21 protein-coding genes and 1 riboswitch are annotated in these 24,361 nt (G+C 58.5%); of the genes, 10 read left to right on the forward strand and 11 right to left on the reverse strand.

What is annotated here, in order from left to right; all coding sequences use genetic code 11:
• Positions 1-253: 253 nt before the first annotated feature.
• Together murI and btuB are read right to left on the reverse strand one after the other, a co-directional pair.
• A complete protein-coding gene (gene murI, locus B3229_RS09125; protein WP_286870414.1) occupies positions 254-1,105 on the reverse strand; it encodes a glutamate racemase in 852 nt (283 codons plus the stop codon).
• Positions 1,050-2,927, reverse strand: a complete 1,878-nt coding sequence (gene btuB, locus B3229_RS09130) for a TonB-dependent vitamin B12 receptor BtuB (RefSeq protein WP_286870415.1) — start codon at positions 2,925-2,927, stop codon at positions 1,050-1,052. The genes murI and btuB overlap by 56 nt, the downstream gene beginning before the upstream one ends.
• Positions 2,928-2,997: 70 nt before the next feature.
• A riboswitch (cobalamin riboswitch) is annotated at positions 2,998-3,177 on the reverse strand.
• A 112-nt stretch (positions 3,178-3,289) separates the two neighbouring features.
• Between btuB and trmA the strand changes: the two genes are divergently transcribed.
• Positions 3,290-4,402 (forward strand): tRNA (uridine(54)-C5)-methyltransferase TrmA, encoded by a 1,113-nt coding sequence (gene trmA, locus B3229_RS09135; RefSeq protein WP_048784867.1) that lies wholly within the window; start codon positions 3,290-3,292, stop codon positions 4,400-4,402.
• An 86-nt stretch (positions 4,403-4,488) separates the two neighbouring features.
• On the opposite strand, the gene B3229_RS09140 is transcribed toward trmA, so the two are convergent.
• Both B3229_RS09140 and fabR read right to left on the reverse strand, forming a co-directional pair.
• Positions 4,489-4,845, reverse strand: a complete 357-nt coding sequence (locus B3229_RS09140) for a YijD family membrane protein (protein ID WP_048784868.1) — start codon at positions 4,843-4,845, stop codon at positions 4,489-4,491.
• Between the two features lie 17 nt (positions 4,846-4,862).
• Entirely contained in the window at positions 4,863-5,507 is a 645-nt protein-coding gene (fabR, locus tag B3229_RS09145; protein ID WP_033755575.1) for an HTH-type transcriptional repressor FabR, read from the reverse strand.
• A 191-nt stretch (positions 5,508-5,698) separates the two neighbouring features.
• Here fabR and sthA point away from each other — a divergent pair, with 191 nt between their 5' ends.
• On the forward strand, positions 5,699-7,099 hold the full coding sequence (sthA, locus tag B3229_RS09150; RefSeq protein WP_033755573.1) for a Si-specific NAD(P)(+) transhydrogenase: 1,401 nt from the start codon (positions 5,699-5,701) through the stop codon (positions 7,097-7,099).
• On the opposite strand, the gene oxyR is transcribed toward sthA, so the two are convergent.
• Complete coding sequence (gene oxyR / locus B3229_RS09155) at positions 7,082-7,999, reverse strand: DNA-binding transcriptional regulator OxyR (protein WP_033755571.1); 918 nt, start codon at positions 7,997-7,999, stop codon at positions 7,082-7,084. The two genes, sthA and oxyR, sit on opposite strands and share 18 nt — an antisense overlap.
• 126 nt (positions 8,000-8,125) lie before the next feature.
• Here oxyR and B3229_RS09160 point away from each other — a divergent pair, with 126 nt between their 5' ends.
• The gene (locus B3229_RS09160) at positions 8,126-8,860 is read left to right on the forward strand and encodes a glutathione peroxidase (protein WP_286870416.1); all 735 of its coding nucleotides are present in this window, start codon (positions 8,126-8,128) and stop codon (positions 8,858-8,860) included.
• 136 nt (positions 8,861-8,996) lie between these two features.
• Here B3229_RS09160 and B3229_RS09165 read toward each other — a convergent pair whose 3' ends face one another.
• From B3229_RS09165 to argC, 6 genes are all read right to left on the reverse strand, one after another.
• The gene (locus B3229_RS09165; RefSeq protein ID WP_286870417.1) at positions 8,997-9,326 is read right to left on the reverse strand and encodes a hypothetical protein; all 330 of its coding nucleotides are present in this window, start codon (positions 9,324-9,326) and stop codon (positions 8,997-8,999) included.
• A gap of 63 nt (positions 9,327-9,389) precedes the next feature.
• Positions 9,390-9,722: a hypothetical protein gene (locus tag B3229_RS09170; protein WP_286870418.1), complete on the reverse strand. Its 333-nt coding sequence runs from the start codon at positions 9,720-9,722 to the stop codon at positions 9,390-9,392.
• A 325-nt stretch (positions 9,723-10,047) separates the two neighbouring features.
• Positions 10,048-11,421, reverse strand: a complete 1,374-nt coding sequence (argH, locus tag B3229_RS09175) for an argininosuccinate lyase (RefSeq protein ID WP_286870419.1) — start codon at positions 11,419-11,421, stop codon at positions 10,048-10,050.
• Positions 11,422-11,508: 87 nt separating this feature from the next.
• The gene (locus B3229_RS09180; RefSeq protein ID WP_048784873.1) at positions 11,509-12,726 is read right to left on the reverse strand and encodes an argininosuccinate synthase; all 1,218 of its coding nucleotides are present in this window, start codon (positions 12,724-12,726) and stop codon (positions 11,509-11,511) included.
• A 23-nt stretch (positions 12,727-12,749) separates the two neighbouring features.
• Positions 12,750-13,526: an acetylglutamate kinase gene (argB, locus tag B3229_RS09185; RefSeq protein WP_286870420.1), complete on the reverse strand. Its 777-nt coding sequence runs from the start codon at positions 13,524-13,526 to the stop codon at positions 12,750-12,752.
• 15 nt (positions 13,527-13,541) lie between these two features.
• Positions 13,542-14,546 (reverse strand): N-acetyl-gamma-glutamyl-phosphate reductase, encoded by a 1,005-nt coding sequence (gene argC / locus B3229_RS09190; protein ID WP_286870421.1) that lies wholly within the window; start codon positions 14,544-14,546, stop codon positions 13,542-13,544.
• A 167-nt stretch (positions 14,547-14,713) separates the two neighbouring features.
• On the opposite strand from argC, the gene argE reads away from it, so the two are divergent.
• From argE to B3229_RS09225, 7 genes are all read left to right on the forward strand, one after another.
• Positions 14,714-15,862 carry an acetylornithine deacetylase gene (argE, locus tag B3229_RS09195; RefSeq protein WP_033755562.1) on the forward strand — a complete coding sequence of 383 codons (1,149 nt, stop codon included), beginning with the start codon at positions 14,714-14,716 and terminating at the stop codon, positions 15,860-15,862.
• Between the two features lie 285 nt (positions 15,863-16,147).
• Positions 16,148-18,799, forward strand: a complete 2,652-nt coding sequence (ppc, locus tag B3229_RS09200; protein ID WP_286870422.1) for a phosphoenolpyruvate carboxylase — start codon at positions 16,148-16,150, stop codon at positions 18,797-18,799.
• A 152-nt stretch (positions 18,800-18,951) separates the two neighbouring features.
• Complete coding sequence (locus tag B3229_RS09205; protein WP_033755558.1) at positions 18,952-19,668, forward strand: DUF3053 domain-containing protein; 717 nt, start codon at positions 18,952-18,954, stop codon at positions 19,666-19,668.
• Between the two features lie 447 nt (positions 19,669-20,115).
• Entirely contained in the window at positions 20,116-22,050 is a 1,935-nt protein-coding gene (locus B3229_RS09210; RefSeq protein WP_286870423.1) for a PTS mannitol transporter subunit IICBA, read from the forward strand.
• A gap of 94 nt (positions 22,051-22,144) precedes the next feature.
• Positions 22,145-23,293, forward strand: a complete 1,149-nt coding sequence (gene mtlD / locus B3229_RS09215) for a mannitol-1-phosphate 5-dehydrogenase (RefSeq protein ID WP_048784879.1) — start codon at positions 22,145-22,147, stop codon at positions 23,291-23,293.
• Between the two features lie 82 nt (positions 23,294-23,375).
• Positions 23,376-23,909 carry an MltR family transcriptional regulator gene (locus tag B3229_RS09220; protein ID WP_033755552.1) on the forward strand — a complete coding sequence of 178 codons (534 nt, stop codon included), beginning with the start codon at positions 23,376-23,378 and terminating at the stop codon, positions 23,907-23,909.
• 87 nt (positions 23,910-23,996) lie between these two features.
• On the forward strand, positions 23,997-24,359 hold the full coding sequence (locus B3229_RS09225; RefSeq protein ID WP_048784883.1) for a YibL family ribosome-associated protein: 363 nt from the start codon (positions 23,997-23,999) through the stop codon (positions 24,357-24,359).
• Positions 24,360-24,361 lie beyond the last annotated feature (2 nt).

Below are 24,361 nucleotides of genomic sequence, written 5' to 3' on the forward strand. Positions count from 1 at the left end.
TCTGATAAATTGTTAAAGAGCATGCCGCGATTATTCAGCGGCGCGGGCTGCGTATATTACGCTTTCCGCTTTATCAGTCAAGCATTTATTTTTGCTTTCCTGACGATTCGAACCTTGTCGAATCTTACTTAACACCGCATTCCGTAAGCCGTTGTGCCGTGTCAGTGGAGGCGCATTATAGGGAGTTCTTCCGGGCTGACAAGCGCTAATTTCAAATTAATTTCCGAGTGCCGATTTTTTCAGCAAAACCACCCTAAACTGCCACTTTTTCCAGCGATGGGAAGCCATAACGCTGTAAAACCGGCGACAATTGCAGCGCTTCACCGTTGAGATCGGTGCAAAATGCGCAGTTAGCCTGAGAAGAGCACGCGCCAGGCGATTCATGCTCCAGCAGCCAGGCGGTGCGACGCGCTATCGCCGCGCCCGAATCAATTAATCGCGTGCCTTCGGGCAAGACCTGCTGCAGCTCTTCGCGCAGTAAAGGAAAGTGCGTGCAGCCCAGCACCACTGTGTCCGGCGGCTCGGTCATCCGTAGCCAGGGCTGGACGGTACGTCTCACATCTTCCAGCGCGATAGTCTGACCATGCAGCTTCTGCTCGGCTAGCTCCACCAGCTCCGCCGAGCCCAGCATGGCAATCCGGCATGAGGTGGCAAACTGCGCCACCAGATCGTGCGTATAAGGACGACGTACCGTCGCGCGCGTCGCCAGCAGCCCCACCACGCCGTTGCGCGTCAGGCGCGCCGCGGGCTTAATCGCCGGCACGACGCCCACGACGGGGAAGCCGAAGCGTGCGCGCAGCGCCGGCAAGGAGACCGTGCTGGCGGTATTACAGGCGATGATGCAAAGCGAAAGCGGATGGCGGCTGGCAATGGCGCCGACGATATCGAGGACGCGCTCGACAATATACTCTTCGCTCTTCTCCCCATAGGGAAAACCGGCGTTGTCGAACGCATAAAGATAGTGCAGATCCGGCAGGAGCTGCCGGACCTCATCATAGACAGAGAGCCCACCCACGCCGGAGTCAAACACCAGCACGGTGGGGCGCAGATCAGAAGCTGTAGCTGGCGCTGAGGTAATACTCCGTTCCTGGAGTTCGATAGCCATACGCTGTCTCGTAGTCTTTATCAAACAGGTTGGCAATTCTACCACGAACCGTCAGCTGAGATGTGACCGGATACGACGCTGCGAGATCCCACAAACTGACGCCGCCCAGTTTCACGCGACGGGTAGGATAGCTGTTGTAGTCGTTATCGAAGCGATCGCCGAGATAGTGATACGTCACTGACCAGTCAAGGTTATAAATCGTCCAGTCGAGCTGATACTTCACCTGCTGCTTAGCGCGCCGCACCAGCTGTTGATTCGTTTCGCCGTCGCGCGCGTCAACGTAGTCATAGGAGATCTGATGACCCAGCGGACCGGTATCAAATGAAGCGGTCGCCTCAACGCCTTTAATACGTGCTTTGCTGATGTTGTAGTAGCGATAGGTGGTCGGATCGCTGTCAATCAGGTTATTAATGTCGTTGCGATAACCGGATACCCGCCAGTTAACCGGTCCGGTCAGCCCTTCAAAGCCCCCTTCCCACTGCTTGCTCTTTTCGGGATCGAGGTCGGGATTGCCATAGCCCGGACTATAAATCTGCGACAGGTTCGGCGCCTTAAAGGCGGTGCCGTACGAGGCGAAGGCGCGATAGCCTGAAATAAACTCCCAGGACGCGGCGCTTTGCCAGGTGTTGTGCCAGCCGAACTGGTTATTGTCGTCGCCGCGCAGCGCCCCTTCCAGCGTCACGCTGCCGAACTGCTGCTGCCCGGTGAGATAGAGGCCGGTGTTGCGCTGCTCATAACCGTCCGCCAGGTAGTTGGTGCCCGGTTCGGTGGTCTCTTTCTGCCAGTCGATGCCGCCACTAATCGCGCCCTGGCCGACCTGCACGGTGTTGCCCCACTGTAGATTGTACTGGGCGACGTCATCAAAAGTGGATGCGGCGCCATAGCGCCCGTTGCGCGGATCGTAGTTGATATCTTTGGTGCGGCTGTAGCTGGCGATCAGCTGCGTCGAATAGATGTCGCGGTTGAAGCGCAGGCCGGTATCCCAGGTCTGGCTATAGAGCTGACGCGTACCCGCCAGGCCGATAACGTTAAAATCCTTGTCGTAGGTCCAGGAGCCATCATAGGCGGTGCGGTTGTCGAAACCGTAGCCGCGCACAAATCCGCTCAGCTCATCGCTGAACTGGTGCTCGAGGTTGCCATAGAGGGTCTTACTCATAAACCCGTCTCTGTCGCCCTGCGCCGGACCATAGTCGTTAGGATAGCCCGCGCCGACGTCGAAGCCGCGGGTATAGGTGTAGTTGCCGGCCAGCGTCACTTTTGTGGCGTCGCCCAGCATCTGCTGCGTAGAACCGTCGTAAGACTGATAGCCTTTAGAGCCGACGCCTGCGGTGAGCGTGGTGCCGGGCTGCGCACGGCCGGTAATAATATTCACCACGCCGCCGATAGCGTCCGACCCATAAACCGCCGAGCGCGCGCCGCGGATATATTCGATACGCTGCACCAGCGAAAGCGGGATCTGGCTGAGGTCGGACGATCCAGAGATACCCGCCTGGTTAAGGCGAATACCGTCGATCAGGATCAGCACGTGGCTGGAATTGGTGCCGCGAATAAACAGCGAGCTGCTTTGCCCCAGGCCGCCGTTCTGCGCCACGTCGACGCCGGGCAGACGACGCATCACATCGGTCAGGCTCTTCGCCTGCCAGCGGTCGATCTCGGCGCGCGTCACTACCGTAGTGGGCGCCAGCACCGAGGAGGCCGGCTGGGCGAAACGGTTGGCGGTAACAACTTGCGTATCATCATTACCCTGAGCGAAACCAGGTTGCGCCCAGAGAGCAAGCGCCGTTGCGCTAAACGCAAACAGCGAAGCGGAGTATTTTTTCATTGTTATGAGCATCCAAAAGACGAAACAGGATGCCGCAGGTATACGATCGATAGCACGCGATGACCGTACGAGTTGCGACGTCACGCCGGCAGGTCTTCGGGCTGGGAACCATAAGTGGCGAAGACTTCCCATCCAGCTGGACAGTGTCTGCAAGGCGATCGCCACGACATTCCTTACCGCTGCGCGTCAGCTCCAGATTCGCACTGGATTCCCTATTAACTCAGGCTGAGGCCGGCGCAGGCAGTCTACAGGAGTGATAATGGAAGTCCAGACTGCCATACCGCCCAGCGCGCGCAGGACTGGACAATGCCAGGTGAATGCCTACAATCGCCCGGCAAGTTTGCTATTAACCAGGATCGAACATGACACCCGAACATCTCCCGACTGAACAGTACGACGCGCAACTGGCCGAGAAAGTCAGCCGTTTACAAACGATGATGACGCCGTTCGCCGCGCCTGAAACGGAGGTGTTTCGCTCGCCGGTCAGCCACTACCGGATGCGCGCGGAGTTTCGTCTCTGGCACGATGGCGACGATCTCTACCACATCATCTTCGATCAGGCGACGCGCGAGCGTATTCGCGTCGATCGCTTTCCCGCCGCCAGCGAACTGATCAATGCGGTGATGCCGGAAATGATCGCGGCGATCCGCGATAACCGCGTGCTGCGCCATAAGCTGTTTCAGATCGACTATCTCTCGACGATGAGCAACGAGATCGTTATCTCGCTGCTCTACCACCGCAAGCTGGAAGCGGACTGGGTGGAAGCGGCGAGCGCCCTGCGCGACGCGCTGCGTGCGAAGGGGTATAAGGCACAGCTGATTGGCCGCGCCACGAAAACCAAGATTTGCCTCGATCGCGATTTTATCGACGAGCGTCTGCCGGTGGCGGGCCGCGAGATGATCTACCGTCAGGTAGAGAACAGCTTCACGCAGCCCAACGCGGCGATGAACATTCAGATGCTGGAGTGGGCGCTGGACGTCACCAGCGGATCGCGCGGCGACTTGCTGGAGCTTTACTGCGGCAACGGCAACTTTTCGCTGGCGCTGGCGCGCAATTTCCGCCGCGTGCTGGCGACCGAAATCGCCAAACCGTCGGTGGCGGCGGCGCAGTTCAATATCGACGCCAACCAGATCGATAACGTGCAGATTATTCGTATGGCGGCGGAAGAGTTTACCCAGGCGATGAACGGCGTGCGCAGCTTCAACCGCTTACAGGGCATCGACCTGAAGAGCTATGAGTGCGAAACCATTTTTGTCGATCCACCGCGCAGCGGGCTGGATGACGAAACGGTGAAGATGGTGCAGGCCTATCCGCGCATCCTTTACATCTCCTGCAACCCCGAGACGCTGTGCAACAATCTGCAAACGCTGGCGCAGACGCATCAGGTTTCACGTCTGGCGCTGTTCGATCAGTTCCCCTATACGCACCATATGGAGTGCGGCGTGTGGCTGACGCGTAAGCAGGCCGCAGAATAACGAAAAACGCAGATGGCGTGGACGGAAGAGCAAAGCGTCCCGCGCCAGAAACAAAAACGGGAACCTCAGGTTCCCGTTTTTGTTTATCAGTCGTTGTTCTTACGACGCTTTATCTTTACGCCGATCCAGAACACCAGCGCCACCATCAGCAGCGTCGGAATAAAGTTGGAGCCGATATCCGGATATTCGGCGCGCACCAGCGCGCTATACACCAGAATGCCCAGCAGAAAAAACGCCGCCGCCAGACCCGGCATGCCATCCGGCATATTGCGGTTCAGATAGCGCTGATGCAGGCTCCAGACCGCAAGCCCCAGCGCGATAATCGGGAAGATAGAAAAAGGTACAAAGGCGCTGAACAGCACGGAAAATGAGCCGTTAATCGCTAAACCGGTAATAAAAGCCAGCAGCAGCGTGCCTCTATCGCGGGAAGTCGGTTGTGTCATGGCATTATCCTTATCATTTACTCTTCGGGTTTTTCCAGGGTGACCGCCAGACGTTCCTGCTCGCGGCGATACCAGTAATAGGCGCCTTTGGCGATCATGCGCAGCTGCAGCACCAGGCGATCTTCAAGCTTGCGACGCTGTTCGATATCCACATCCAGCGCTTCCGCGCCTGCGCTAAAGACAATTGTCACCATCGCTTCCGCCTGCGCTTCGGTAAAGCTGCGCGGCATGCGGTTTTCGACTTCAAGGTAGTCCGCCAGCTCGGCGATAAAATGCTGGATTTCACGCGCCACGGCGGCGCGAAACGCGGCGGAGGTGCCGGAGCGTTCGCGCAGCAACAGTCGAAACGCGTTGGGATTATTGCCGATGAACTCCATAAAGGTAGAGACCGACGTTTTGATGATGCTGCCGCCTTTGGCGATGCGCTGACGCGCCTGACGCATCAGCTGACGCAGCATCAGGCCGCTCTCGTCGACCATGGTCAGACCCAGCTCATCAACATCTTTAAAATGACGATAAAAAGAGGTGGGCGCGATACCGGCCTCCCTGGCGACCTCGCGCAAACTCAAACTGGCGAAGCTGCGCTCGGCGCTGAGCTGGCTAAATGCCGCCTCTATCAGCGTACGTCTTGTACGTTCTTTTTGTTGCGCTCTGACGCCCATTCTCTCTGCCTTGTGACGAGTTAAGAGGGCACTATAACAAACTTTTCAGCGTACACAGGTCAAAGTTTGTGACTGCCTGTGAACCTCACGCTTTGTCAAACCGTGGGGAATTTCACTGTTAGAATTCAGATGTGCGCGGCGAGATGTTAGAATCTCGTTGTAAAAATGTATAGAAAATAGGACGTACTGGTATGCAAAAGTCTTACGATTACGATGCCATCGTGATTGGCTCCGGTCCTGGAGGTGAAGGTGCAGCCATGGGCCTGGTGAAGCAGGGAGCGCGCATCGCAGTGATCGAACGCTACCATAACATCGGCGGCGGTTGTACCCACTGGGGCACCATTCCCTCCAAAGCGCTTCGCCATGCAGTCAGTCGCATTATTGAATTCAACCAAAACCCGCTTTACAGCGATCACACTCGCCTGCTGCGCTCCTCGTTCGCCGATATCCTGAACCACACGGAGAACGTCATCAGCCAGCAGACCGCGATGCGTCAGGGCTTTTACGAGCGCAACCGCTGCGAACTGTTTCAGGGCAACGCGCACTTTATCGATGCCAATACCATTGAAGTCGAGCATTACGACGGCACGCGCGAGCGCCTGACGGCGGAAAAATTCGTTATCGCCTGCGGTTCCCGTCCTTACCATCCGGCAGATGTCGATTTTACCCACCCGCGCATTTACGACTCCGACTCTATTCTTAACCTGCACCACGAGCCAGGCCACGTCATTATCTATGGCGCGGGCGTCATCGGCTGCGAGTATGCGTCGATTTTCCGCGGCCTGAACGTCAAGGTCGATCTGATCAACACCCGCGACCGTTTGCTGGCGTTTCTCGATCAGGAGATGTCCGATTCGCTCTCCTATCACTTCTGGAACAGCGGCGTCGTTATCCGCCACAACGAGGAGTTCGAGAAGATCGAAGGCGTTGAAGACGGCGTGATTATGCACCTGAAGTCGGGCAAAAAGGTGAAAGCCGACTGCCTGCTCTATGCCAACGGCCGAACCGGCAACACCGATTCGCTGGCGCTGGAAAATGTCGGGCTGGAGGCGGACGGACGCGGCTTGCTGAAGGTAAACAGCATGTATCAGACCGCGCAGCCGCACATCTATGCGGTAGGCGACGTTATCGGTTATCCGAGCCTGGCGTCAGCCGCCTATGACCAGGGCCGCATCGCCGCGCAGGCGATTATCAAAGGGGAAGCCAGCGCGCACCTGGTGGAAGATATCCCGACCGGTATCTATACCATTCCGGAAATCAGCTCGGTGGGCAAAACCGAACAGCAGCTGACGGCGATGAAGGTGCCTTATGAGGTGGGCCGCGCGCAGTTTAAGCATCTGGCGCGCGCGCAGATTGTCGGCATGAACGTGGGCAGCCTGAAGATTCTGTTCCACCGCGAAACCAAAGAGATCCTGGGCATTCACTGCTTTGGCGAACGCGCGGCGGAAATCATTCATATCGGCCAGGCGATTATGGAGCAGAAAAACGGCGGCAATACCATCGAGTACTTCGTCAATACCACCTTTAACTACCCCACCATGGCCGAAGCCTATCGCGTGGCCGCGCTGAACGGCTTAAACCGCCTGTTTTAACGTGGTGTTGAGATAGCCCTGCATGTGCGTGCGAATCGCTTCTGCCAGCTGCTCATAGCGGCTGCGCAGAGGCGAACCGGGACGATAGACCAGCGCAATAGTGCGCTGCGGCACAGGCTTATAGCACGGCAGATAGCAGACGCCGTCGCGCACGCGCTCCTGCGGCACCGCCAGCGCAGGCAGCAGCGTGATGCCGCTTCCGGCCGCAACCATATTGCGCAGCGTCTCCAGGCTGGTGGCGCGGAAATGCGTATCTTCGTCAGCGCCCGCTTCAAAGCAGAAACCCATCGCCTGATCGCGCAGACAGTGGCCGTCTTCCAGCATCAGCAGCTTTTCGCCCGCCAGATCGGACATCGGCACGCGATCGCGGTCGCGCCACGGGTGATCCTGATAGACCGCCAGCTTCATCGGCTCGTCAAACAGCGGCACCTCAATAAAGGCTTCGCTCTCTTTCACCAGCGCCAGAATCGCGCAGTCGAGTTTGCCGCTGTCGAGCTGCGCCAGCAGCTGCTGCGTCTGCGCCTCGTGCAGATACATCTCAAGCTTGGGAAAAGTGCGATGCAGCATAGGAATAATTTGCGGCAGCAGGTAGGGGCCGGTGGTGGGGATCAGCCCGATATGCAGCGGGCCGGACATAGCTTCGCCCTGCTGGCTCGCCATCTCCTTTAATACTTTAACTTCCCGCAGCACGGTGCGCGCCTGATCGACCAGCAGCATGCCCGCCTGGGTGAACAACACTTTACGGCTGGTTCGCTCCAGCAGCATCACGCCCAGCTCATCCTCCAGCTTGCGGATCTGTCCGCTAAGCGTCGGCTGGCTGACGTGGCACGCGTCCGCCGCCCGGCGGAAGTGGCGATGCTCGGCAAGCGAAACCAGGTATTCAAGATCGCGAATGTTCATTGTTATCCTCCAGACCACGATAGCCCGTGGCGATAGATAGGATAGCAATGAACGATTAGCCCTATCAAGCAATGATCAGAATAATGCACGCATCAAATTCAGGCGATTTGCTCTCAAGGAGAAAATATGTTTGCAACTCAGGAAGGTAAGCCGGTTCCGCAGGTCGTATTTCACACCCGCCAGGGCGATCGCTGGGTAGATGTCACCACAGATGAGCTGTTCAAAGACAAGACGGTTATCGTCTTTTCGCTGCCGGGCGCCTTTACGCCTACCTGTTCATCAAGCCATCTGCCGCGCTACAACGAGCTTTACAGCGTGTTCGCGCAGCATGGCGTTGACAGCATTCTTTGCGTGTCGGTCAACGACACCTTTGTGATGAACGCCTGGAAAGCGGAGCAGCGCGCGGAAAACATCACCTTTATTCCCGACGGCAACGGCGAGTTCACGCGTGGGATGGAGATGTTGGTCGAGAAAGCGGACGTCGGTTTCGGCGCGCGCTCGTGGCGTTATTCGATGCTGGTGCGCAACGGCGTGATCGAAAAGATGTTCGTTGAGCCGAACAAGCCGGGCGATCCCTTTGAGGTTTCCGACGCCGATACCCTGCTGCGCTATCTGGCGCCTGAATTTAAAGTACAGGAATCCGTCTCGCTATTTACCAAACCTGGCTGCCCGTTCTGCACCAAAGCGAAACAGATGCTGATCGACAACAATATGCAGTTTGAAGAGATTGTGCTGGGTCAGGATGCCACCACCGTCAGCCTGCGCGCCGTATCAGGCCGCGCCACGGTGCCGCAGGTCTTTATCGGCGGTCGTCATATCGGCGGCAGCGACGATCTGGAGCAGTACCTGCTGTCAGCCTAAAAGAATCACTGTGTCAGCCGGAGCGCTGGCCCTCTGATGATGTGCCTAAAATAAAAATGAAATTCCGAAGCTAGAGGTTAGCGGGCAATTATTGCCCGCTTTTTTTTGCCTGGCGATCAGGCCTAAACGACTGAAATTATGCTCCAGGCAGGCCCTTCATCAAATCACCAAGTAAATCCTGCGCCATAACAAGTCCGTCGTCCCAGCCAACGTAAGGACCATAAATAGCGCCGGCTACAGCTCCGCTAATCGCGCCGCCAATCATGCCGACCAAAGCGGTAATTCCGCCGCCAATACCAATAACATCCGCCGAACTGGCGCCACGGCCGCCTAAAATAGCTAATGTCCAGGAGCCCAGTACAGCTCCGCCAATTGAACATGCAATACCTTCGGCAACATTCGCCAGCAGATTATCGCCATAAGCTCCGGACACAGAATTCAATTCAGTACTATTTAATATACGCATAATATATTGCCTGTTTAGCAGTTTTTAGAAAACAATAGTTGCTATTTAATAAATATTCGGAAATTACTGAATGCCGCCTGAAATAATTGTCTGTGCTAATTGCTCGACAAGAGGAAGGCTATAGGATAGCGATACCAGCGCACCGCCGATTACGCCGCCTACTCCGCCAATTATCGCACCGCCAACGGCGCCTACCAGCTGTCCAATTACACCCAAACCTAACATTCCCATTGCATCGCCGCCGTGTAAATAGCCAATCGCGCCGCCTGCGACGGCAGCAGCAACTCCGCCAATAACGGAGCTAGCTAAATGGTCGCCGATGAAAAGCGCAACATCATTAGGTGTTACAGCAGCTCCTGAGACATTTAAGGTTTCACCCATTGTTAACTCGCGCATAAGCCCTCCTGGCTCACATTAAGGTTATTCAAAATAAGCACCTGTCCGGTGCGATGATAAACTAAATCCATTTGTCTTTAAGGTGAATAGTAAAAACGCCATACTCATATAGCAAAAAGTTATTTCTCTATAACCTCAAATAAATAAAAAATATCCATAAGAACAAATAACAACCAATTAAAGTTGATTGCAAATATGGAATAAAATAGGTCTTAAATGGGATAAGAGAGAAGCTAAGAGTTTTGGAGAAAAATAAAAGGGTTTATTGTCTGCTGTGAGGAGCTGGCAAAGGCTTTGCTTTGCCAGTCATAATTAAATTATAGATTCAGCCGAGACGCTTTTTCGCTTCGGCGATGGCAAACGCTACCTGCTGCGGCGCGACGCCGCCTTTGGCATTACGTTTTTCCAGACAGGACTGCAGCGCCAGAATGGCGTAAACGTCCTCTTCAATTGCCGCGCTGAACTGCTTTAGCTGCGCCAGCGACAGCGCTTCCAGCGCTACGCCCTGCCCGATCGCTTCCACCACCGCTTCGCCGACGATATGGTGCGCTTCACGGAACGGCACGCCCTTCGCCACCAGATAATCTGCCAGCTCGGTGGAGTTGGCGTAGCCCTGCTCCGCCGCTTCCTGGCAGCGCGGGCGTTTTACCTGAATGCCGTCCAGCACCAGCGCCGACATATGCAGACAGTCGAGCCAGGTATCGAGCGCGTCGAACAGTCCCTCTTTGTCTTCCTGCATATCTTTGTTGTAGGCGAGCGGCAGCCCTTTCAGCGTCATCATCATGCCGGTCAGCGCGCCCTGTACGCGGCCGCACTTGCCGCGGATCAGCTCCAGCGCGTCCGGGTTTTTCTTTTGCGGCATCAGCGACGAGCCGGACGTCACCTTGTCGGACAGCTCAACGAAGCCCGCTTCGCCGGTATTGAAAAAGATTAAGTCTTCGGCGAAGCGCGACAGGTGCACCATGCCGATAGAGGCGTCAGCCAGCAGCTCCAGCACATGGTCGCGATCGGATACAGTATCGAGGCTGTTGCGCGTGGCGGAGGCGAAGCCCAGCCAGCCGGCCAGCTGGTCGCGATCGATGGCGTAGGCGGTGCCCGCCAGCGCGCCGCACCCGAGCGGGCTGACGTCGAGACGCTTCAGCGTATCCTGCAGACGGCTTTCATCGCGCGCCAGCATTTCCACATAGGCCAGACACCAGTGCGCGAAGGTCACCGGCTGCGCGCGCTGCAGATGGGTATAGCCCGGCATCACTGCATCCTGATTCGCTTCGGCGGTCGCCGTCAGCGCCTGCTGCAGTTCGCGCGTCGCGCCCAACAGCGCCTCCACCTGCGCTTTGCACCAGAGTTTAAGATCGGTCGCGACCTGATCGTTGCGGCTGCGGCCGGTATGCAGTTTTTTGCCCAGCGCGCCGACTTTCTCGATCAGCTGGCCTTCAACCCAGCTGTGGATATCTTCAGCATCGCTTTGCAGAATCTGTTCCGGATCCGCCTGCACCTCGGCCAGCAGCGCATTCAGCGCCTGCTCCAGCTGCTGCTGCTCGTCGGCGCTCAGTACGTTGACCGTCACCAGCGCTTTGGACCAGGCGATGGAGCCGACAATATCCTGCTCCGCCAGACGATAGTCGAAGCGCAGCGAATCGTTGAACTGTTTGAAACGTTGGTCTGCTGCCTGGGTAAAACGTCCGCCCCAAAGTGCCATGTGAAACTCCTTCAATCCTTAAACCAGAGGCGGCCCGAAGCCGCCTCTGCGAAATCTGCCTGGGCGAGGCCTGCGCCTCGCCGGTTATTACTTCTTCTGCTCGTTCAGGGCACGAATGCGCGAAGAGAGCGAGAACAGACGGATAAAGCCGCCTGCATGACGGTGATCGTAAACCTCGTCTTCGCCGAAGGTGGCGAACTCTTCCGAGTAGAGGCTGTTGGAGGAGCGCTTCTCAATCGCCGTCGCCTGGCCTTTATAGAGCTGCAGCACCACTTCGCCGTTTACCTCTTCGGCCAGCGACTCGGCGGCGGCCTGAATTGACTTACGCAGCGGCGCGAACCAGCGTCCGTCGTAAACCACGTAAGACATCTCATGACCCAGCTGCTCGCGCCATTTGAAGCTGTCGCGATCCAGCACCAGTTGCTCAACCGCACGCAGCGCATTCACCATAATGGTGCCGCCAGGCGTTTCATAGCAGCCGCGCGACTTGATGCCGACCAGACGGTTTTCCACGATGTCGATACGACCTACACCGTGCTTCGCGCCGATGGCGTTAAGCGCTTCCAGGCACTGGAACGGGCTCAGTCTTTCGCCGTTGACGGCGACAACGCGGCCTTTTTCCACGGTGACGGTGACGTTTTCCGGCTGATCCGGCGCTTCCAGCGGATCCACGGTCCACACCCAGCAATCTTTATTCGGCGCGTTAGCCGGACTTTCCAGCACGCCGCCTTCGGTCGAGATGTGCCAGGCGTTCTCGTCGCGGCTGTAGATTTTTTCCAGCGACGCGGTGGTCGGGATATTGCGCTCTTTCAGATAGTCCAGCAGCGCTTCGCGCGAACGCAGGTTCCATTCGCGCCACGGCGCCACCACTTTCAGCTGCGGCGCCAGCGCGGTGTAGGTGGTTTCGAAACGCACCTGATCGTTGCCCTTGCCGGTCGCGCCGTGGCACAGCGCATCCGCGCCGACTTTCAGCGCCAGCTCGACCTGCGCCTTAGCGATAATCGGACGCGCCATTGAGGTACCCAGCAGATAGGTGCCCTCATACAGCGCGCCGGTCTGCAGAACCGGGTAAACGTAGTCGCTGATAAACTCTTCACGCAAATCGACCACATGGCACTCGGAAGCGCCGGACTGCAGCGCTTTCTTCTCCACGCCTTCCAGATCGCTACGCTCCTGGCCGATATCGGCCACGAACGCCACGACTTCGCAGCCGCCGTAGTTCTCTTTCAGCCACGGAATAATGGCGGAGGTATCCAGGCCGCCGGAATAGGCCAGTACGATTTTTTTGATATTTTGCGTGCTCATGTCGTCATCCTAAATCTAAGTCGTTAAGCGAGGATCCGGGTGCCGATCGACACGCCGTTAAACAGGTCGGGCAGTTGCTCCGCGTGGCGCCAGCTGGCGATATCCACCGGGCGGCCCAGCGTGCGCGCCGCGTCGAGCGCCGCGTGCACTTTTACAATCATGCCATCAGTAATGATGCCTTGCGCGATCAGCTGCTCGGCTTTGGCGGCCGTCATCTCTTCGATGCGCTGACCTTTGCCGTCGAGGATGCCGCTCACGTCGGAGAGCAGCACCAGATCGGCGCCCAGCGTGGCCGCCAGCGCGGTCGCCGCCTGGTCGGCGTTAACGTTCATCAGCGCGCCGTCGTCGGTGATGCCGATAGAGCTGACGATCGGCATATAGCCCGCGGCCAGCAGCGTGTTAATCAGCGCCGGATCGCCTGGCTCGGCGTGGCCAACGTGTCCCAGCTCTTCATCGAACTGCGCCACCTTGACCAGGTCGGCGTCGCCCAGGCTCAGCCCGACCGCCTTGATGCCGTGCTTTTTCGCCCAGGCGAGCAGGGTTTTGTTGGCGGTCCCCGCCAGCGCGCCGGTAATAATGTCGATCTGATCGGCAGGCGTGACGCGCAGGCCGTTCTTCTTCTTCACCGGCAGCGACAGCTTTTTCATCAGCTCGTCGACTACGCAGCCGCCGCCGTGAACGATCAGCAGCGGACGCTGATGGGCGCTGCGATAAGCCAGCAGCGCGTCGAACAGGCGCGCCAGCGCCTCTTCGCTGTCGAGCAGCACGCCGCCCAGTTTGATGATTAATGGAGTTGTCATGTGCGTCCTTGTCCGTTAAATCAGTGACTGCGTTTCAGGGAAGCCGAAGCGAATATTCATACACTGCACCGCCTGCGACGCGGCGCCTTTCAACAGGTTGTCTTCCGCCGCGACGACGATCAGATGCTCGTCCTGCACCGCGAAGCCGATGTCGCAGAACGGCTGGCCGATAGCCGCCTTCAGCGCCGGCACGCCCTGCTCATAGACGCGCACCAGCGGCTTGTCGTGGTAAGCGTTATGGAACGCCGCCGCCACGTCGTCGTGGCTGACGCCCGATTTCAGGCGGCAGGTGATGGTCGCCAGAATGCCGCGCGGGAAATTGCCGAGGTGCGGCGTAAAAATCACCGGCGCGCCAAGGTGCGCGACGATCTCCGGATGATGACGATGATTAAACAGGCCGTATGGCTGCAGGCTCACTTCGCAGAAGCTGGTGGCGACGCTCGCTTTGCGTCCAGCGCCGCTCACGCCGCTGGTGGCGTTGATCACCGGCCACTGATCGGCGTTAAGCAGATCGCCTGCGATCAGCGGCTTTAGCGCCAGCTGCGCCGCGGTGGGATAGCAGCCCGGCACCGCCACCAGCTGCGCCTCTTTGATCTGCGCGTGGTTCCACTCCGCCAGGCCGTAGACTGCTTTATCGAGCCAGTCGCCGTGCTGATGGGTAAAGCCGTAATAGCGCTGATAAAATTCGCCGTCTTTGACGCGGAACGCGCCGGAGAGATCGAACACCACGCAGCCGGCTTTCAGGAATTCCGGCGCCAGATCGTGACTGACCTCGTGCGCGGTCGCCAGGAACACCACGTCCACCTTGTCCGCCCACTCGGCCGCGCTGCTCAGCGGCTGCAGCGGCAGATCCACCACGCCTTTTAGCTGCGGATGCAGATCCGACAGAGGCTTTCCGGCATCCGGGCTTTGCGCTGAAACCGCCAAAGCGGTTATGTTCATATGTGGATGGCGATGAATGAAGGTGGCGAGCTCTACGCCAGCGTAACCACTGGCACCAACGATCAGCGTATTCAACATCAGGCTGTAACCCTTTTTACAGTCACACGTTCCGGGTCGCGGCCTTGCCCGCTGCCCACGATGCCGTTTGCGAAGGATTTCTGCTTCCCAGCCAAGCGGCGTTAATGTATTTTTATTCACTATTAATGCATGAATATTGATACATCCTAACTCAAGGACCGTCAACAGTGAAGACAAAATTACCGCCTTTTATCGAACTCTACCGCCAGCTGATTGCGACTCCGACCATCAGCGCAACCGATGCGGCGCTCGATCAGAGCAATGAAACTTTAATCAATTTGCTGGCAGGCTGGTTTCGCGATCTGGGCTTCAGCGTCGAAGTGCAGCCCGTGCCGGGCACGCGCCATAAATTCAATATGCTGGCGCGCACCGGCGAGGGCGCCGGCGGCCTGCTGCTGGCGGGTCATACCGACACGGTGCCGTTCGATGACGGGCGCTGGACGCGCGATCCCTTTACCCTGACGGAGCATGACAACAAGCTCTACGGCCTGGGCACCGCCGACATGAAAGGTTTCTTCGCCTTTATTCTCGACACCCTGCGCGACGTCGACGTCAGCAAACTCAGCAAGCCGCTCTATATTCTCGCCACCGCCGACGAAGAGACCACTATGGCGGGCGCTAAGTACTTCTCTGAAACGGCGAGCATTCGCCCGGACTGCGCCATTATCGGCGAGCCGACTTCGCTGAAGCCGGTGCGCGCGCACAAAGGCCATCTCTCCCACGTGATTCGCGTGCAGGGCCAGTCCGGCCACTCCAGCGATCCGGCGCGCGGCGTCAACGCTATCGAACTGATGCACGACGCCATCGGTCATCTGATGCAGCTGCGCAACACCCTGAAAGAGCGCTATCACCACGACGGCTTCGCCATTCCCTATCCGACCATGAACTTCGGCCATATTCACGGCGGCGACGCGGCGAACCGCATCTGCGCCTGCTGCGAGCTGCACATGGATATTCGCCCGCTGCCGGGCCTGACGCTGAGCGATCTGGAAGGGCTGCTGAACGAGTCGCTGGCGCCGGTCAGCGCGCGCTGGCCAGGCCGTCTTACGGTCGGCGAGCTGCATCCGCCAATCCCGGGCTACGAATGTCCCGCTAATCACGAACTGGTCGCCGTGGTGGAAAAACTGCTTGGCACGCCGACCGAAGTAGTGAACTACTGCACCGAAGCGCCGTTTATTCAGGAGCTGTGCCCGACGCTGGTGCTGGGGCCGGGATCAATCAACCAGGCGCACCAGCCGGATGAATTTATCGATACCGCATTTATTAAGCCGACTCGCGCCCTGATCGCGCAGGTTGTGCAGCACTTTTGCCACTGATTCGCAATAAACAGGGCAATTCACTGTTAAGAAAGTAAATTTCCTGTTCTATACGCGGGATTTGTTGATAAGAATAACTTATCCCGCTCCCCTCCAGTTAAAATCTTTGAATTTCCAGCAGTTAGCCGCATGTTACCGGGCGCTTATGCGCATTGACGCCGCAGGGTTTACGTGGCTAGATAAAAGACGATGTTATGCCCGGTGGGTGATTACTCATGCAGTTTCGGCCTTGCCGCGAACTGTGGGTGTAGAAGTTTACAAAGACGATAAGGGTGTCAGGGTCACATGAACGAACAATATTCCGCAATGCGAAGTAATGTCAGTATGCTCGGCAAACTGCTCGGGGATACGATCAAGGATGCACTAGGAGAGAACATCCTCGACCGGGTGGAGACCATCCGCAAACTCTCAAAGTCATCCCGCGCGGGAAATGACGCTCATCGCAAGGAACTGCTTAATACGCTGCAAAACCTGTCGAACGACGAGCTGCTGCCGGTAGCGCGCGCTTTTAGCCAGTTTCTTAACCTGACCAACGTCGCCGAACAGTATCAGACCATTTCACGCAGCGGCGACGGCGCGAACCATCCCGAACTGCTGAAAACCACCTTTGACCGTCTTAAACAGCAGCCCGACGTCAGCGAAAGCGCCATTCGCGCTGCCATCGAATCGCTATCTCTGGAGCTGGTGCTGACCGCGCATCCGACCGAGATCACCCGCCGCACGCTGATCCACAAGCTGGTCGAGGTGAATAGCTGCCTGCAGCAGCTCGATCACAGCGATATCTCCGACTACGAGCGCAACCAGATTATGCGCCGCCTGCGTCAGCTGGTGGCGCAGGCGTGGCACACCGATGAGATCCGCAAATATCGCCCGACGCCGATCGACGAGGCGAAATGGGGCTTTGCCGTAGTGGAGAACAGTCTGTGGGAAGGCGTGCCCGCCTTTCTGCGCGAGCTGAACGAGCAGGTGGAAGAGGCGTTCGGCGTGAAGCTGCCGGTGGACTTCGTGCCGGTGAAATTTACCTCCTGGATGGGCGGCGACCGCGACGGCAACCCGAACGTCACCGCCACGGTGACGCGCCACGCCATGCAGCTCAGCCGCTGGAAAGCCGCCGACCTCTTTCTGCGCGATGTCGGCGTGCTGATCTCCGAGCTCTCAATGTCCGAATGCAGCGAAGAGGTGCGCGAGCTGTGCGGCGACCCGGAGGCGATTGAGCCTTACCGCGTCATTCTGAAGCGCATGCGCAGCCAGCTGCTGAATACCCAGGCTTACCTTGAGCGCCGCCTGAAGGGCGAGCGTCTGCCGCGTCCGGCTGATTTGCTGGTCTCCAACGATCAGCTCTGGACGCCGCTTTACGCTATCTATCAGTCGCTGCAGCAGTGCGGCATGGGCATTATCGCCAACGGTCAGCTGCTGGATACGCTGCGCCGCGTGAAGTGCTTCGGCGTGCCGCTGGTGCGCATCGATCTGCGTCAGGAGAGCACGCGCCATACCGAAGCGATCGCCGAAGTGACCCGCTATCTCGGCCTCGGCGACTATGAAAGCTGGTCGGAAGCGGATAAGCAGGCCTTCCTGGTGCGCGAGCTGAACTCCAAGCGTCCTCTGCTGCCGCGCCACTGGGAGCCGAGCGACGAAACGCGCGAAGTGCTGGAAACCTGCCGCGTCGCCGCCGAGGCGCCGCAAGGCTCTATCGCCGCCTACGTTATTTCTATGGCGAAGACGCCGTCCGACGTGCTGGCGGTGCATCTGCTGCTGAAAGAGGCGGGCATCACCTTCGCGATGCCGGTGGCGCCGCTGTTTGAAACCCTCGACGACCTCAACAACGCTAACGACGTCATGAGCCAGCTGCTGAATATCGACTGGTATCGCGGCTTTATTCAGGGCAAGCAGATGGTGATGATCGGCTACTCCGACTCGGCGAAAGACGCCGGCGTGATGGCCGCCAGCTGGGCGCAATATCAGGCGCAGGACGCGCTGATCAAAACCTGCGAGAAAGCCGGCATCGCCCTGACGCTGTTCCACGGACGCGGCGGCAGCATCGGCCGCGGCGGCGCGCCTGCGCACGCGGCGCTGCTCTCTCAGCCGCCGGGCAGCCTGAAGGGCGGCCTGCGCGTGACCGAACAGGGCGAGATGATCCGCTTTAAATATGGCCTGCCGGAAGTCACCATCGCCAGCCTGTCGCTCTACACCGGCGCGATCCTGGAAGCGAACCTGCTGCCGCCGCCGGAACCGAAAAAAGAGTGGCACAGCATTATGGATCAGCTCTCGCAGCACTCCTGCGCCATGTATCGCGGCTACGTGCGTGAAAATCCGGACTTCGTGCCCTACTTCCGCTCCGCCACGCCGGAACAGGAGCTGGGCAAGCTGCCGCTCGGCTCGCGTCCGGCAAAACGTCGCCCGACCGGTGGCGTCGAATCGCTGCGCGCCATTCCCTGGATTTTCGCCTGGACGCAGAACCGTCTGATGCTGCCCGCCTGGCTCGGCGCGGGTGCGGCGCTGCAAAAGGCGATGGACGAGGGCCATCAGGATCAGCTCGAAGCGATGTGCCGCGACTGGCCGTTCTTCTCGACGCGGCTCGGCATGCTGGAGATGGTATTCGCCAAAGCCGACCTGTGGCTGGCGGAATATTACGATCAGCGTCTGGTGGACACCGCGCTGTGGCCGCTGGGCAAACAGCTGCGCGACCAGCTTGACGCCGACATCAAAGCGGTGCTGACCATCGCCAACGACGCGCATCTGATGGCGGATCAGCCGTGGATAGCCGAGTCGATCGCGCTGCGTAACGTCTACACCGATCCGCTCAACGTACTGCAGGCGGAGCTGCTGCAGCGTTCGCGCGCGCAGGAAGCGCGCGGCGAAGAGGCCGATCCGCGCGTCGAGCAGGCGCTGATGGTGACCATCGCGGGCGTCGCGGCGGGCATGCGCAATACCGGTTAATCCTTCCGACCCTTCCGGGCAGGCGACTGCCCGGATACCTCTCTGCCGCTGCGCGTTTCGCGCTTGCCGGCGTTGTGCCTGAGCGCTACTTTGCTCTATTCTTTAGGACCATTCCTCGGTTATCTACATTCTCATTTACAGGAGTTGCCCTTATGGCATCAGGAATTTCTCGCATCTGGATGCGTACCGGCATGTTGCTCGGCGCCGCGTTACTGGTGCTTAACCTCACCGCGTGCGGCGACAAAGAGGGCGATCAGCGCAAAGCCTTTATCGATTTTCTGCAAAACACCGTTATGCGCAGCGGCGAACATCTGCCAAGCCTGAGCGAAAGCCAGAAACAGAATTTTGGTAAATACGCAGGCGACTACGCCATTCTTTACGGCTTTTCCCAGCAGGTGAATAAGGCGATCGATCAGGGCATGCGTCCGGTGGTCGATGAGCTGTCGGCGATCCGCGTGCCGCAGGATTATCTGACGCGCCGCGACGCGCTGCGCCAGGCGAACGGCGCGCTGGTGATTGTCACGCAGCAGCTGGAGAGCGCCAAAATGCAGGCGGACAGCAGCAAAGCCTCGCTTAAGCAGGAAGAGGACCTGAAAAAGGTCTACGACGCCGCTTACGACAAAGTCGTCACGCAGCCGGCCACTCAGCTGGTGCCGCTGCTGCCGAAGCTACAGGCGCTGAGCCAGGGCGCGGCGCAGGCGGGCGACTTCCTGCAGCAGCAGGGACCGCGCGTCAGCTTCAACAATAACGCCGTTCAGTTCCCGACCCCCGATCAGGTCACGCAATATAACGCGCTGATGAGCACTATCTCCGCCAACGCGCAGGCGTTAACCCAGGCGCAGACCGCCGTTCAAAACGGCTTGCAGTAATCGCTCTTCCGAGACAAGCCCTCGCGCTTGTCTCGGCCTTTCCGCTGTTGCTTCCTTTCAGATTATCGCCAGTCGGAGAAACGCGCCGTCAGGAGTGTGATCTGGCGCATTTTCGACCAAAAATAGTTTGTGATCTTAGTCACATATATGAAACAAACAAGAGAGATCTAAATGTGATATCAGTCACATTTACCCCTGTTTTACGGCGAAAAAATAGTCTTTGTGGTTTTTTTACACCGTAATTATGTGATCTGACTCACTAAAACAGCCCCTGACCCCACCTTAATTCAGTGATCCGGATCACACTTAAGCCACCCGCTACGCAGCGTCATATTCGCGTGCTAGAGTCCGCCTGCATACAGTAATAGCGACGGTTCGACGCCGTGCTGGCTTAACAAAAACAAACGCGCTCTCTTATTGCAGCGCGTCTCGATAAGGGGTGGCTTTATGTCCTCATCAGTCAAGGTCAAGGTTCAAAGCTTTGGTCGCTTTCTGAGTAATATGGTGATGCCTAACATCGGTGCGTTTATCGCCTGGGGTATCATCACCGCGCTGTTCATCCCGACCGGATGGATTCCCAACGAGACGCTGGCGAAGCTGGTCGGCCCAATGATCACCTACCTGCTGCCGCTGCTGATCGGTTTCACCGGCGGACGTCTGGTTGGCGGCGATCGCGGCGGCGTGGTCGGCGCGATCACCACCATGGGCGTCATCGTCGGCGCCGATATGCCGATGTTCCTTGGCTCGATGATTGCCGGTCCGCTGGGCGGCTGGGCGATCAAATCTTTCGACCGCGCCGTTGACGGTAAGATCAAAAGCGGCTTCGAAATGCTGGTCAACAACTTCTCCGCCGGCATTATCGGCATGTTGCTGGCGCTGCTGGCGTTTCTGGCTATCGGTCCGCTGGTGGAAGGTCTGTCGCATATTCTCGCCGCAGGCGTCAACCTGATGGTGCAGAACAACCTGCTGCCGCTGACCTCGATTTTCGTTGAACCGGCGAAAATCCTGTTCCTCAACAACGCCATTAACCACGGCATCTTCTCGCCGCTGGGCATCCAGCAGGCAAGCGAAGCGGGCAAGTCGATCTTCTTCCTGATCGAGGCGAACCCGGGCCCGGGCATGGGCGTGCTGGTGGCCTATATGATCTTTGGCCGCGGCAGCGCTAAGCAGTCTGCGGGCGGCGCAGCGATCATTCACTTCCTGGGCGGCATTCACGAAATCTACTTCCCGTACGTGCTGATGGCGCCGCGTCTGCTGCTGGCGGTAATCCTGGGCGGCATGACCGGCGTCTTCACTCTGACGCTGCTCAATGGCGGTCTGGTTTCTCCGGCCTCTCCAGGCTCTATCCTGGCGGTGCTGGCGATGACGCCGAAAGGCGCCTACTTCGCCAATATCGCGGCGATTATCGCGGCCTTTGCGGTCTCCTTCGTGGTCTCCTCTATCCTGCTGAAAACCAGCAAAGTTAAAGAGGAAGACGATATCGAAGCGGCGACCAAACGCATGCATGACATGAAAGCCCAGTCGAAAGGCCAGGCCGTCGCGGGCGCGCCGGTCGTCGCCGACGCCAGCAGCGTTGACGTCAGCCACGTGCGTAAAATCATCGTCGCCTGCGACGCCGGCATGGGTTCCAGCGCGATGGGCGCAGGCGTGCTGCGTAAGAAAGTGCAGGATGCGGGACTCACGAACGTGTCCGTCACCAACAGCGCGATTAACTCGCTGCCGGGCGACGTCGATCTGGTGATTACCCACCGCGACCTCACCGAGCGCGCGATGCGCCAGGCGCCGCAGGCGCAGCATATTTCACTGAACAACTTCCTCGACAGCGCGCTCTATAGCAATCTGACCGATCGTCTGGTGGCGGCAAACCGCAGCGAAGCGCACCGCGAAGTCGTACAGACCACGCTGGCGGACAGCTACGACACCAGCAACCCGCATCTGTTTAAGCTGGGCGCGGACAACGTCTTCCTCGGCCTGAGCGCCAGCAACAAAGAGCAGGCGATCCGCTTCGCCGGCGAGCAGCTGGTGAAAGGCGGCTACGTTCAGCCGGAATATGTTGAAGCGATGCTGGCGCGTGAAAAACTCACCCCGACCTATCTCGGCGAGTCGATCGCAGTGCCGCACGGCACGGTGGAAGCGAAAGATCGCGTATTGAAAACCGGCGTGGTGTTCTGTCAGTATCCGCAGGGCGTGCTGTTCGGCGACGATGCGGACGACGTGGCCCGCCTGGTTATCGGCATCGCGGCGCGCAACAATGAGCATATCCAGGTGATCACCAGCCTCACCAACGCGCTGGATGATGAAAGCGTGATTGAGAAGCTGGCGCACACCACCAGCGTGCAGGAAGTGCTGGATCTGCTCTCGGGCAGCCCGGCGACCGCCTAAACGTCCTGCGTGAATTTCCCTGGGGCGGGTAAGCCCGTCCCGATTTCCGGGGCGGGCGTGCCCGCCCCATCGTCATTTGATATGGGTCAATATTATGAAAGCGTTACATTTTGGAGCAGGTAATATCGGTCGCGGCTTTATTGGCAAGCTGCTGGCGGATGCAGGCATTGAACTGGTGTTCGCCGATGTTAACCAGGTGGTGCTGGATGCACTGAACGCGCGTCATGAATATCCAGTACATGTGGTTGGCGAGCAGGCGAAAGTGGAAATCGTGAAGGGCGTCAGCGCTGTTAACAGCACCAGCGACGACATTATCGCGCTGGTTGCAGAGGTCGATCTGGTGACCACCGCCGTCGGCCCGCAAATCCTGGAGCGCATCGCGGGCAGCGTGGCTAAAGGCCTGGTGAAACGCCATGACCAGGGCAACGATCGCCCGCTGAATATTATTGCCTGCGAAAACATGGTGCGCGGCACCAGCCAGCTGAAGCAGCACGTGCTGAAAGCGCTGCCGGAGCAGCATCACGCCTGGGTCGAGCAGCACGTCGGCTTCGTCGACTCCGCCGTGGACCGCATTGTGCCGCCGTCCGAAGCGGGCAGCAACGATCCGCTGGAAGTCACCGTGGAAACCTTTAGCGAGTGGATCGTCGATAAAACCCAGTTCAAAGGCGAGCTGCCTGCCATTGCGGGCATGGAGCTTACCGACAATCTGATGGCGTTCGTCGAGCGCAAACTGTTTACCCTTAACACCGGTCACGCCATCACCGCCTATCTCGGCCAGCTCGCCGGGCATCAGACCATTCGCGACGCCATCCTGGATGAGAAAATCCGCGCGGTGGTCAAAGGGGCGATGGAAGAGAGCGGCGCGGTGCTGATCAAGCGCTATGGTTTCGACGCCGACAAGCACGCCGCCTATATCGAAAAAATTCTCGGCCGTTTCGAGAATCCTTACCTGAAAGATGACGTAGAGCGCGTAGGCCGTCAGCCGCTGCGTAAGCTGAGCGCGGGCGATCGCCTGATCAAACCGACGCTGGGCACGCTGGAGTATCAGCTGCCGAACGCGCATCTGGTGCAGGGCATCGCCGCCGCGATGCACTATCGCAGCGCGCAGGATCCGCAGGCGCAGGAGCTGGAAGCGCTGATTAACGAGAAAGGCCCGCAGGCGACGCTGGCGCAGGTATCCGGTCTGGATGCCGACAGCGAAGTGGTGGCGGCGGCGGTCAGCGCGTACAACGCGATGGCCTGACAGGCGCGTGTCAGTTACGCACAAGCGGTACGGGCGCGGCGACGCGGCGCCCGTTGACGGTATCAGAATTCTGCAGGCGACAATGGAAGAGAAGCAAGCTTTTGAAAACCGGGTGCTTGAGCGCCTGAACGCCGGACGCTCGGTGAGAAGCTTCCTGATCGCCGCCGTCGAGCTATTGGCCGAAGCAGTGAATTTGCTGGTGCTGCAGGTGTTTCGCAAAGACGATTACGCGGTGAAGTATGCGGTCGAGCCGCTGCTGTTAGGCGACGGCCCGCTCGGCGAACTGCCGGTGCGCCTTAAGCTGATCTACGGTCTGGGCGTCATCAGCCGCCATGAGTATGAAGATTGCGAGCTGCTGCTGGCGCTGCGCGAAGAGCTTAACCACGATCGAAACGATTACCGTTTTACCGACGATGAGATCCTCGGCCCGTTCGGCGAGCTGCACTGCGTGGCCGCCTGGCCGCCGAAACCGGACTTTCATCCCGACGACGCCGAGCTGCGCGCCATGCAGCAACAGCGCTATCTGCAAATGGTGCGCTCAACCATGGTGCTCTCTCTGACCGAACTGATCTCGCGTATCAGCCTAAAACAGGCGTTCAAACGTCCCGGCGCCTGACGTTCAGGCGCCCTGGTCTCTCACCGCGCGCGAATTTGCGCCGCTTTTCGTGTATCCTTTGCCTGTTTTCCACAACGAGTTTTCGCCATGAAAGAGCAAGAAAAAGCCGAGATTAAACGTCTGAGCGATCAGCTGGACGCCCTGAATCGTAAAGAGCCGCAGCTGCTGGAAGCGGGCGACGCCGAGAAGCTGGGCGCGCTGCTGAAAGAAAAAGAGAAGCTGGTTACCGAGATTGAACGTCTGCGCGACAAGCGCGACGACAAGCTGAGCAAAGAAGCGCAAAAGCTGATGGATCTACCGTTCAGCCGCGAGATCACCAAAAAAGAACAGGCCGATATGGGTACGCTGAAGAAAAGCGTGCGCGGTCTGGTGGTCGTGCATCCAATGACCGCGCTGGGCCGCGAAATGGGCCTGAAGGTCATGACCGGCTTCGCGAAGAAGCCGTTCTGAGT

Source organism: Pantoea sp. UBA5035, assembly GCF_002415245.1.
Classification (GTDB): domain Bacteria; phylum Pseudomonadota; class Gammaproteobacteria; order Enterobacterales; family Enterobacteriaceae; genus Pantoea; species Pantoea septica.